This is a genomic window from Microbacterium sp. CFH 31415, assembly GCF_022538185.1.
Classification (GTDB): Bacteria; Actinomycetota; Actinomycetes; order Actinomycetales; family Microbacteriaceae; genus Microbacterium.
In genome coordinates, this window is sequence record NZ_JAKYXC010000016.1 from 159,938 (window position 1) to 170,220 (window position 10,283).

The window sequence follows — 10,283 nt, forward strand, 5'->3', positions numbered from 1 at the left end:
GACCGGTGACCTGAGGATGACGATGACCGACACTGCCGCTCCCGCCCGCCCCACGCGGGACGAGCCCCTCGACGACGGCCCTGTCGCGCCCGAGACGGCGGCGATGCTCGGGATCGTGCAGGCCGGGCTCGGCTACCGCTCGCTCGCGTTCGCGATCGACGTGGTCATCTGGCTGGTCCTCGCCGGGCCGCTCATCGCCGGCATGATCATGCGCGCCCTGGGCGACACCTCGCTGCTGTCGCTGCTGCTCATCGCAGGCGGCTGGTTCCTCTCCGGACTCTTCGTGCTGATCCAGCTGATCCTGCACGGCCGACGGGGCGTCACGACCGGCAAGGCCGCGCTGCGGCTGCGCTCGATCTCGGCGACCGACCTCGGCCGCCCCGGCTTCTGGCGTGTGGTGCTTCGCGCGCTCGTCCTGGCGGCGAGCACGCTCGTGCTGGTCGTCGTCGGCCCCGCCGTGCTGTTCGCTTCGAGCCTCGCCGACCCGCAGCGGAGGGGCCGCAGCATCCTGGACCGCATCGGCGGGTGCTGGGTCATCGACGCGCGCGCGGGCCTCGACCCGTTCGACGCCAAGGCGCTCCGCCACGCGCGCCGCGCGCTGCGCGGTCGGCCCGACGACACCGAGGAGCTGCCGTCGATGGCGAGCGGTGCCCCGGCGGAGTCGTCTCTGCGCATCCCCGACGCACGCTCGCGCGCGGGCGTCGTGGGCCCCGGCGGCACCGGGGCGCAGTGGGCGCTCGCCGCGCCGGGCGACGACAGCGTCATCGACGGCGTGCCCGGAGCGGATTCCCCGCCTGCCGCCCCGACGGCGCAGGGCTTCGCCCCGACGGCGCAGGGCTTCGCCCCGACGGCGCAGGGCTTCGCCCCGGCGGCGCAGAGCTTCGCACCTCCCGCCGCGGGAGCCGCGGCCCCCGCCGCCGCAGGGCACGCCACCCCGCCCGCCACCCCGGCACCGGCACCGGCACCGGCACCGACGCCGGCCGAGGTCGTGCAGGCGGCGGGCGCTGCGCCCGCCACCGGGCTGCGCCGGGCGCAGGCCATGATCCGCTTCGACGACGGCTCGGTGCTGCGCGTCCCCGTGCTGGGACTCATCGGCCGCGACCCCGAGCCCGCCGCGGGTGAGACGGCCGACGCCGTGGTGCGGCTCGACGACCCGCAGCGACTCATGTCGAAGACGCACGCGGCGTTCGGGCAGGACGCCGAGGGGGTGTGGGTCGGCGATCGCGGCTCGCGCAACGGCACGCAGCTGCTGTCGCCCGGTGGGGACGTCGTCGACGTTCCGGCGGGCGAGCGCATGCGGGTCCCGGTGGGCTGGACCGTTCAGATCGGCGGCAGGACGTTCGAGCTCGTTCCGAGAGGTGCTGATTCGTGAAGCTGAAGCTGGGTCTGCGTCGAGGCGTCGGATCCACCGTCGACGTGCTCGTGACCGCCGATTCGACGGCGACCGTGCAGGATGTGGCGCGCGCCCTCGCCGAGGGCGACGCGCTCGCCGCGCCGGGCGGCGTGAATGCGAGCGACGTGCCCACGCTGCTCGTCGCCTCGCCGGCAGGTCGCCCCGTCCACCTCGACCCGTCCGCGTCGATCGCCGACGCGCCCATCGGCTCGGGCTTCGACGCCTCCGTCGTGCCCGCCGTCCACGGGGCAGGTGCCGACGGCGCGGTCACCGCGGCTGTGATGCGCATCCACAGCGGCCCCGACGCCGGCCGGACGATCCCGCTCGCGGCGGGCTCGACGGTGATCGGCCGCGTGGCTCCCGCGCAGGTCCTCCTGGACGACCCGCTCGTCTCGAAGCGCCATGCGCGCGTCGAGGTCGACCAGTCCATCGAGCTCGTCGACCTGAACTCCGCGAACGGCCTCATCGTCGACGGGGGACTCGTGCAGCGCGTCCGGGTCATCCCGGGCCAGAAGATCACGATCGGCGCCACCGAGGTGTCGTTCTCGCTCGTGCCGCGCGTCGAGACCGACGCGTCCCTCGTGTTGGAGCGCGGCGGCGCGCTCATGTTCAACCGCTCGCCGCGCGTGGAGGACCGCTACGCGGGCCAGGAGTTCCGGCATCCGATCATCCCCAACGAAGCCGACCCGCGCATCTTCCCGTGGCCGATGATCATGGCCCCGGTGCTGCTCGGCCTCGCGATGTTCGCCGTCACGCAGCGTCCCACTTCGCTCCTGATCGTCGCGATGGCCCCGCTCATGATGCTCGGCAACTTCATCGGCCAGCGCACTCAGCAGGGCAAGAAGCTCCAGCTCGAGATCGAGACGTTCGAGACGCAGCTCGACGAACTCGAGGAGCAGCTCGAGATGGAGGAGATCGTCGAGCGCGAGCGCCGGCGGGCCGAGGCGCCGGCGACGGCGACCGTGTACGAGAACGCCATGGCGCTCGGGCCGATGCTGTGGACGCGCCGGCCGGAGCACTGGAACTTCCTCGGGCTGCGCCTCGGCGTCGGCGCGGGGCACAGCCGCAACACCATCCAGGAGGCCAACGACCAGCGCGGCATCGCGCAGTACTCGCAGCAGGTGCGCAGGCTGCGCGAGCGGTTCGCGCACATCGACGACGTGCCCGTGATCGAGCTGCTGCCATCCGCCGGCGCCATCGGCATCGCGGGACCCCGCGAGCTCGCAGCCGATGTCGTGCGCGGCCTCGGAGTGCAGCTGTTCGGGCTCCACGCCCCCAACGAGGTGGTCACCGCCGCCATCGTCGACCCGGGCTGGACCGGCGACATGGAGTGGATGAAGTGGCTCCCCCACACCACCAGCCCGCGCTCGCCGTTCGCCGAGATGGCGCTCGCCGACAGCCAGTCCGCGGGCACCGCCCTGCTCAACGGACTCGAGGAGGCGATCCTCGAGCGTCTGTCGGGGTCGGCGACGCATCGCGGGCCCCTCGCCGCGAGCGAGGTCTCGATGGCCCTCGGCAAGCACGTCGGCGAGCAGCGCGGCGGCGGCGGGTCGGCCGCCGGCGACGTCTCGCTCGTGCTGTTCGTCACGCACGACGCGCCCGTCGACCGTCCGCGCCTCACCCAGGTGATCGAGCGAGGACCGGATGCCGGCGTCTACACCGTCTTCGTCGCCCCCACCGTCGAGTCGCTCCCCGCGTCGTGCCGCACGTTCATCGACGTGAGCCACGGCCTCGACGAGGCCACCGTCGGCTGGGTGCGTGCGGGCGATCGCGCGCAGAGCGTCGCGATCGAGGGCGTCTCGCGCGAGTACGCCGAGATCTTCGCCAAGCGCCTGGCGCCCGTCGTCGACTCGAGCTCGGTCGCCGCCGACTCGTCGGACCTGCCGAACAGCGTGTCGCTGCTGCGCCTCATCGGCACCGACATGGCGGCCGAGCCGCAGGCGGCGGTCGAGCGATGGCGTCAGAACAACTCGGTCATCGACCGCACGCGCGGCCCGCGTCCGCGCCTGAAACGCGCCGGGACGCTCAAGGCATACGTCGGGCAGGGGAGCCCCGACGCGATGTCGCTCGACCTGCGCACCCAGGGGCCGCACGCGCTCGTCGGCGGCACCACCGGCTCCGGCAAGTCGGAGTTCCTGCAGGCCTGGGTGCTCGGCATGGCAGCGGAGTACAGCCCCGACCGGGTGACGTTCCTCTTCGTCGACTACAAGGGCGGATCGGCGTTCGCCGACTGCGTCGAGCTGCCGCACACCGTCGGCCTCGTGACGGATCTGAGCCCTCACCTCGTGCGCCGCGCGCTCACCAGCCTGCGCGCCGAGCTGCACCACCGCGAGCACCTCTTCAACCGCAAGAAGGCGAAGGACCTCCTCGAGCTCGAGAAGCGCCAGGATCCCGAGACCCCGCCCGCGCTCGTGCTCGTCATCGACGAGTTCGCCGCGCTCGCGACCGAGGTGCCGGAGTTCGTCGACGGCGTCGTCGACATCGCCCAGCGCGGCCGGTCGCTCGGCATCCACCTGATCATGGCGACGCAGCGCCCGGCGGGCGTCATCAAGGACAACCTGCGCGCCAACACGAACCTCCGCGTCGCGCTGCGGATGGCCGACGCCGCCGACTCGAACGACGTCGTGGGCGACCCGGTCGCCTCGACGTTCGACCCGTCGATCCCGGGCCGCGGCATCGCCAAGACCGGACCCGGCCGCCTGGTGCCGTTCCAGTCCGGCTACGCCGGCGGCTGGACCGCGGAAGAGCCCGATCGCGCCCAGGTGCGCGTGGCCGAGCTGCGCTTCGGCTCGGTCACCCTGTGGGAGGCCGAGGGCGACAGCGAGTCCGACACGCACGACGAGGACCTCGGGCCCAACGACCAGAAGCGGCTCGTCGCGAACCTCGTGGCCGCGGCCGCCGACGCGGGCATCCCCGCCCCTCGCCGGCCATGGCTCGATGACCTCGCCGGCACGATCGACCTGCGCGATCTGCCGCTCGAGGGCGACCAGCGCATTCCGATCGGCCTCGCCGACATCCCGCAGCGGCAGCTGCAGGAGGCGGTCTACTTTCAGCCCGACACCGACGGTCACATGCTCGTGTACGGCACGAGCGGCGCGGGCAAGAGCGCCGCGCTGCGTACGATCGGCATCGCGGCGGGCGCGCGGCCCGACCTCGGCCGTGTCGCCGTGTACGGCATCGACTTCGGCACCGGCGCACTGCGCTCGATGGAGATCATGCCGCACGTCGGATCGATCGTCTCGGGCGACGACGTCGAGCGCGTCCAGCGCCTGCTGCGCACGCTGCGGGGCGTGCTCGACGACCGCGCGAAGCGGTACTCCGACGTCAACGCCGCCACGCTCACCGAGTACCGGCAGATCACCGGCGACGCCGCAGAGCCCCGCATCATCCTGCTGCTCGACGGGTTCGGCGTCTTCAAGCAGGACTGGGAGACGTCGTCGACCCGCGCGCCGTTCTACGGCATCTTCATGCGTCTGCTCGGTGAGGGCCGCCCGCTCGGCGTGCACGTGGTCGCGACCGCCGACCGCTACGGCGCCGTTCCCACCGCGGTGAGCGCCAACGTCACCAAGCGGATCGTGCTGCGGATGTCCGACGAGGGCGCCTACGCGATCCTCGGCGTCGCGAAGGACGTCCTCAACGAGCGCAGCGTGCCCGGCCGTGCGATCGTCGACGGACTCGAGACCCAGGTAGCCGTCATCGGCGGCACGACCAACGTCGCCGAGCAGAACACCGCGGCCGAGGCGTTCGCCGCGGCGCTGCGGGCGGCGGGCGCCGTCGAGGCGAAGAACATCGGGTCGCTCCCGGTCGAGCTCGACGTGGCCGAGCTGCCGGCGCGCGTGGGGGAGTTCCCCGCGCTCGGCATCGGCGACGACACGCTCGGCCCCAAGGGCTTCGAGCCCGTCGGCACGTTCGTCGTCGCGGGTCCTCCGCAGAGCGGCAAGACCACCGCCCTGCGCGGCATCGTCTCGTCGCTGGAGCGCTTCGACCCCGATGTCGAGCTCTTCCACGTCGGCGGGCGTCGCGCCGCGCTGCGCGACTACCGGCCGTGGCGGCAGGCGGTGTCGGCCATCGAGGACGTGCGCGCGCTCGCGAAGGAGCTCAAGGACGTCGTTGCCGACGAGTCGACCTCCAAGCGGATCGCGGTCGTCGTCGAGAACATCACCGAGTACGGCGACACCGATGCCGAGCGCCCGCTCAAGGAGCTCTTCCAGGCGATCAACCGCAGCGACCACTTCCTCGTCGCCGACGGCGACGTGTCGCAGCTGAGCAGCGGCTACGGCCTGATCGGCGAGCTCAAGGGCGGACGCCACGGCATCGCCCTGCGGCCCGAGACGTACGACGGCGACTCGCTGTTCAAGATCCCCTTCCCGAAGGTGCAGCGGCACGAGTTCCCCGCCGGCCGCGGCCTCTTCGTCGAGAACGGACAGGTCGTCACGGTGCAGCTGCCGCTGGTCGCGGAGTAGGGACGAGCGGATGCCGCGAATGGGGAATGATCCCCATTGGGAAGCGCTCACCCGCTCGGTTAGCCTGACGTGGGGCCAGAGCGGTCCGAGGTTTCGAAGGGAATGACGATGGCGGATTTCAAGGCTTCTTACGGTGAGATGGAAGCGATGTCGGGCAAGCTCGACAGCGGTCGCGAGGAGATCGGCGACATCCTGCGTCGCCTGAAGAGCGATGTGGACCGTCTGCTCGGCGATGACTTCAAGACGCAGCACGCGTCGGGCAAGTTCGGCGAGGGGTACACCGAGCTGACCACGGGTCTGGAGAAGGCCATCGAGGGCATCTCCGACATGGGTGAGTCGCTGCGCAAGATGCAGCAGGCGATCAAGGACACCGACCAGGCACTCGCCGGCAACTGACGACTTCGCGGCGGCGGCGGCCACCGGCCGCCCCGCCGCGCCATGCGGAGGGCGAAGAAGTGCCAGACATCTACCTCAACATGCAGGAGCTCGACGAGGTCCTCGCCGGGCTCGACGCGTCGATCGACGAGTTCGACTCCGCGACCGGTGTCGCCGACGGCATCGCCGAGGCCATCGGCCGCCCCGACGGCCGTGGCTCGCTCCACGGCAAGGCGAACGACTTCGAGGACGACTGGAACAACACGCGCGGCGAGTTGAAGGACAACCTCGACCAGATCCGCACCCACCTCCAGGACGTCATCGACGGGTGGCGGAACTGGGATGCCGAGGCTGCGGCCGCGATGCAGTCGTCCGCCCCCGACAACGCGGTGTGAGGACACGATGACACTCCGTTCCCCCGAGAACAATCTGCTGCGCCGCCTGGAGGGCAACCCCGGCGATGTGCGCCGCTACGGCCAGGATCTCGTCGACGCGGGTGCGGTCATGCGCCGCACGGCGACGCAGCTGAAGCGGATCAGCGAGGGCACGCGGCAGATCGCCGAGTCCGTCGACGCCGTCCGGGAGGTCGCGGGCGAGACGTATCCCGACCTCGAGAAGGCCGCGACGCGGTACGAGCGCACCGGCGCGGTGCTGAAGACCTACGCCGTCGAGCTCGACACGGCGCAGACCGGGATCCACCCGCTCATCCCGCAGATCGAGGACGCCCATCGCGACCTGGTGACGGCACGGACGGACGAGGCGGACGCCGATCGGCTCGTGCGCGACCACCGGTATCAGATGCCGTGGGAGGACGACGTCTCGGATTCCCAGAAGCAGGCGGCGCTCGACGCGCAGACCAGCGCCGAGACGGCGCGGGAGAACGCCGAGAGCAGGCTCGCATCGCTGTGGGGCACGTTCGACCGCAAGTTCTCGACGTGGTCGGACGCCTACGACGACGCCGTCGACGGGATCGAGGACGCCTTCGACGCGGCCGACAACAACGACGCGTGGGGAGAGGACCTGCTGCCGGTCCTGGGCTGGATCGCGGTCGGCCTCGCGGTGGTCGCGATCTTCGTGACCGGGCCGATCGCGCTGGCCATCGCCGCCATCGGCGCGGTGATCGCCCTCGTGATGGTCGCGATCAACGTGCTCAAGTACGCCAAGGGCAGAGGCAACTGGCTCGATCTGACGCTCTCGATCATCGGCGTCATCCCGTTCGCCCGGCCGCTCATCACGGGCGCGCGCGGCGGCATCGCCGCGCTGCGGGGCGTCTCGGCCACGTTCTCGGCAGGTCGCGGCGTCATGCGCGCCTCCGTGCGGTCGACCTTCCCCCGCTTCGGCTACGCGCCGATGTCGGGCGGACCGTTCTCACGGCTCGCGGGCCTCGGGAACAACGCGTGGGCGGGCACGCGCAACGCGTACTACGCCGTGCGGTCCGGCGTGCGGTCGTCGGCCCTGCTCTCGCGCTTCTCGATGCGCGACTTCTTCATCGACCGCCCGGTGATGAACCTGTGGCGCGGCGGGCACAACCCGGTCACGAGCTTCTCGAACTTCCTGCTGCGCAACGGCTCCCGCGTGGGTGACGACGCAGTCGCGTGGGCCAACTCCGCCGAGGTCGCGTCGTTCGCGCCGTCGCAGTTCGCGCAGGCCGCCTCCGTCTTCGAGTCGTCGGTCACGTGGATTGTAAACTCCGACTTCATGGCCACGCAGAACTCCGAACGCTACAGCGGCTGGCGAGCGAGCCTGGTTTCGTGACCTCGCCGCACTCGCCCTTCGCCTACGCCATCGGCGACGAGGCCGACGCCGCGCGCGAGCGCAGCATCGGCCCGCGCTGGATGCCGATGAGCATCGGCCTCGTCGCGTCGGCGGTGTTCATCATCGTCACGATCGTCAACGTCCTCGCGTCGGGCATCCCGAACCCCGTGGACGGCACGTCCGCGTGGGACTCCGATGTGCCCTTCCCGCTCATCCCGCTGCCCAGCTGGCTGACCGTCCCGGTCGCGCTGGCCCCGCTTCTCACCGCGGTGCTGCTGTGGCGGGTCGTCGACGCACGGCACAAGGCGCTGCTGACCAACACGATCGTCTACGCGCTCACGGTCTTCCTCCTCCTGCCGATCCTGCTGTCGTGGGTGTACCCCGAGCCGGGCGGCATCCCCGACGGCGATCGCACGATGGGCTGGCACTGGCTCGGCGCCCCCCTCGCGCTGATCGGCGCGATCGTGCTGATCATCCGCCGCGTCACGCTGCCGGCTTCTCCGGTGCCCGCTGTCGAGCGCGACGCGTTCTTCCTCGAGGAGGTCGAGCTGCGGCGCAAGGCGCGCTACGACAAGAAGGCGCGCGCCACCCTCGAGGCCGACCTCGCCGACCTGCGCGCCCGCCAGGCCGCCGCGACCGCCGCCACCCCGAAGGCGTCGGAGCCGCACTCCCGCGCCGCCGACGATCAGCCCGGAGGCGCCGCATGAGCACACCGACCGCGCCGGCACCCGGACTCGGCTTCTCGATGCTCTTCCCTCCCGGCTGGCGGGAGTTCCGCACCGACGTCGAGAGTGAGCGCGAGCTCACGGAACTGGCGACCCGCGGTGCCCGCGACGCCGGGCGTGCCGACGTCGCGCTCGCGATCCGCCAGCACATCCACCGCATGTTCGAGGGGCTCCGCCGGCGACGCGCGCTCGGCGTGCACCTGCCCGTCGTCACGATGGACGACTCCGTCCTCCCTGCCTCGCTCACGGTCGTGCCGGTGCGGTTCGCGCCCGGGGGCCTCGCGCGGGCGGTGGCCGACCGGGCCGGCGATGCCGCCGTGGAAGAGGTCGATGCGACGGGCGCCCGCTGGTACCGCTGGTACGACCGTGCCGACCAGCTGGAGGGGCAGGATGCCGCGGCATCCGTCACCCTCCACTATGTGATCCCGCGCCCCGACGACGCCGGAGCCCTGCACCTGCTGTACGCCTACACCGTCCTCGCCGAGGATCGCGGCGAGGAGCCCGACCGCTCGCTCGAGACGCTCGGGCACGGGATCATCGGCACGTTCGAGTGGGGCCGGCCGGCATGACGGACTACGTCATCGATCTCGACGACCGCGAGTGGATCGGCGTGCCGCCCGCCTTCCCGTATCTGGAGTGGCCGGATGCCGCGGCCTGGGCCGCCGCGCTCGCGGACGCCGCGATCCCCGGCGATCCGGAGCGCCGGGCCGCGTTCGAGCGCGCCGCCCTCAACGTCGCCTCCGATCGGCCGCAGGACGTCGACCATGTGCTGTGGTTCGCCCCCGAGGACGGCCGCGCGATGGGGGTGGCGTTCCTCAGCGTGTACGGCGAGGTCCCGGCCGAGGTCGACCTCGAAGACGTCGCGATGCTCGGCATCGACTCGCCCACGGCGCCGCAGATCGCGTCGCACGCATCCGAGCGCTTCGGCACCGTCGTGCAGGCGGCGGCGACCGTGCGCCTGTCCGACGTCGCGGCCGAGCCAGAGGCCGCGCAGGGCGTCGCCGGCAGCATCCGCACCGTGGCCGCGGCATCCGATCTCCTCTTCGTCCTCAACGCGGTCGACGAGGACATCGTCACCCTCGCGGTCATGCAGCAGCCGATGATCGACCTCTTCGAGCGCATCGAGCTGCTGACGGACGACGACGCCGTGACCGACGCGGTGCGGCGTCTGGTCCAGTAGTTCGACGTCCGCCATGGGGAATGGTCCCCATGGGCACTCCGGCGGTCCCGGGTTAGCGTGGAGTCACCGGGCCGGACCCGGTCCACGGACGAAGGGAATGACGATGGCGGATTTCAAGGCTTCTTACGGTGAGATGGAAGCGATGTCGGGCAAGCTCGACAGCGGTCGCGAGGAGATCGGCGACATCCTGCGTCGCCTGAAGAGCGATGTGGACCGTCTGCTCGGCGATGACTTCAAGACGCAGCACGCGTCGGGCAAGTTCGGCGAGGGGTACACCGAGCTGACCACGGGTCTGGAGAAGGCCATCGAGGGCATCTCCGACATGGGTGAGTCGCTGCGCAAGATGCAGCAGGCGATCAAGGACACCGACCAGGCACTCGCCGGCAACTGAC

The 10,283-nt window shown here is 71.6% G+C and carries 9 protein-coding genes; all 9 read left to right on the plus strand.

Annotation, left to right across the window (positions count from 1 at the left end):
* The first annotated feature begins 22 nt into the window (after positions 1 to 22).
* Positions 23 to 1,372 (plus strand): RDD family protein, encoded by a 1,350-nt coding sequence (locus MK786_RS14910; protein ID WP_241113023.1) that lies wholly within the window; start codon positions 23 to 25, stop codon positions 1,370 to 1,372.
* On the plus strand, positions 1,369 to 5,856 hold the full coding sequence (locus tag MK786_RS14915; protein WP_241113024.1) for an FtsK/SpoIIIE domain-containing protein: 4,488 nt from the start codon (positions 1,369 to 1,371) through the stop codon (positions 5,854 to 5,856). Before MK786_RS14910 ends, MK786_RS14915 begins: the two co-directional genes overlap by 4 nt.
* Before the next feature lie 108 nt (positions 5,857 to 5,964).
* A complete protein-coding gene (locus MK786_RS14920) occupies positions 5,965 to 6,252 on the plus strand; it encodes a WXG100 family type VII secretion target (protein WP_169580731.1) in 288 nt (95 codons plus the stop codon).
* Positions 6,253 to 6,311: 59 nt separating this feature from the next.
* Entirely contained in the window at positions 6,312 to 6,626 is a 315-nt protein-coding gene (locus tag MK786_RS14925; protein ID WP_241113025.1) for a hypothetical protein, read from the plus strand.
* Between the two features lie 7 nt (positions 6,627 to 6,633).
* Positions 6,634 to 7,986 (plus strand): hypothetical protein, encoded by a 1,353-nt coding sequence (locus MK786_RS14930; protein ID WP_241113026.1) that lies wholly within the window; start codon positions 6,634 to 6,636, stop codon positions 7,984 to 7,986.
* Positions 7,983 to 8,693 (plus strand): hypothetical protein, encoded by a 711-nt coding sequence (locus MK786_RS14935; RefSeq protein ID WP_241113027.1) that lies wholly within the window; start codon positions 7,983 to 7,985, stop codon positions 8,691 to 8,693. Before MK786_RS14930 ends, MK786_RS14935 begins: the two co-directional genes overlap by 4 nt.
* A complete protein-coding gene (locus MK786_RS14940) occupies positions 8,690 to 9,280 on the plus strand; it encodes a hypothetical protein (RefSeq protein WP_241113028.1) in 591 nt (196 codons plus the stop codon). The genes MK786_RS14935 and MK786_RS14940 overlap by 4 nt, the downstream gene beginning before the upstream one ends.
* Positions 9,277 to 9,891 carry a hypothetical protein gene (locus tag MK786_RS14945; RefSeq protein ID WP_241113029.1) on the plus strand — a complete coding sequence of 205 codons (615 nt, stop codon included), beginning with the start codon at positions 9,277 to 9,279 and terminating at the stop codon, positions 9,889 to 9,891. The genes MK786_RS14940 and MK786_RS14945 overlap by 4 nt, the downstream gene beginning before the upstream one ends.
* A 103-nt stretch (positions 9,892 to 9,994) precedes the next feature.
* Positions 9,995 to 10,282, plus strand: a complete 288-nt coding sequence (locus MK786_RS14950) for a WXG100 family type VII secretion target (protein WP_169580731.1) — start codon at positions 9,995 to 9,997, stop codon at positions 10,280 to 10,282.
* Position 10,283: the final 1 nt, after the last annotated feature.

What these genes read in the sequence shown, in the direction of transcription:
- MK786_RS14940 (WP_241113028.1), top strand. Translation starts at nt 8,690, where the DNA reads ATGAGCACACCGACCGCGCCGGCACCCGGACTCGGCTTCTCGATGCTC.
- MK786_RS14920 (WP_169580731.1), top strand. Translation starts at nt 5,965, where the DNA reads ATGGCGGATTTCAAGGCTTCTTACGGTGAGATGGAAGCGATGTCGGGC.
- MK786_RS14930 (WP_241113026.1), top strand. Translation starts at nt 6,634, where the DNA reads ATGACACTCCGTTCCCCCGAGAACAATCTGCTGCGCCGCCTGGAGGGC.
- MK786_RS14945 (WP_241113029.1), top strand. Translation starts at nt 9,277, where the DNA reads ATGACGGACTACGTCATCGATCTCGACGACCGCGAGTGGATCGGCGTG.
- MK786_RS14910 (WP_241113023.1), top strand. Translation starts at nt 23, where the DNA reads ATGACCGACACTGCCGCTCCCGCCCGCCCCACGCGGGACGAGCCCCTC.
- MK786_RS14950 (WP_169580731.1), top strand. Translation starts at nt 9,995, where the DNA reads ATGGCGGATTTCAAGGCTTCTTACGGTGAGATGGAAGCGATGTCGGGC.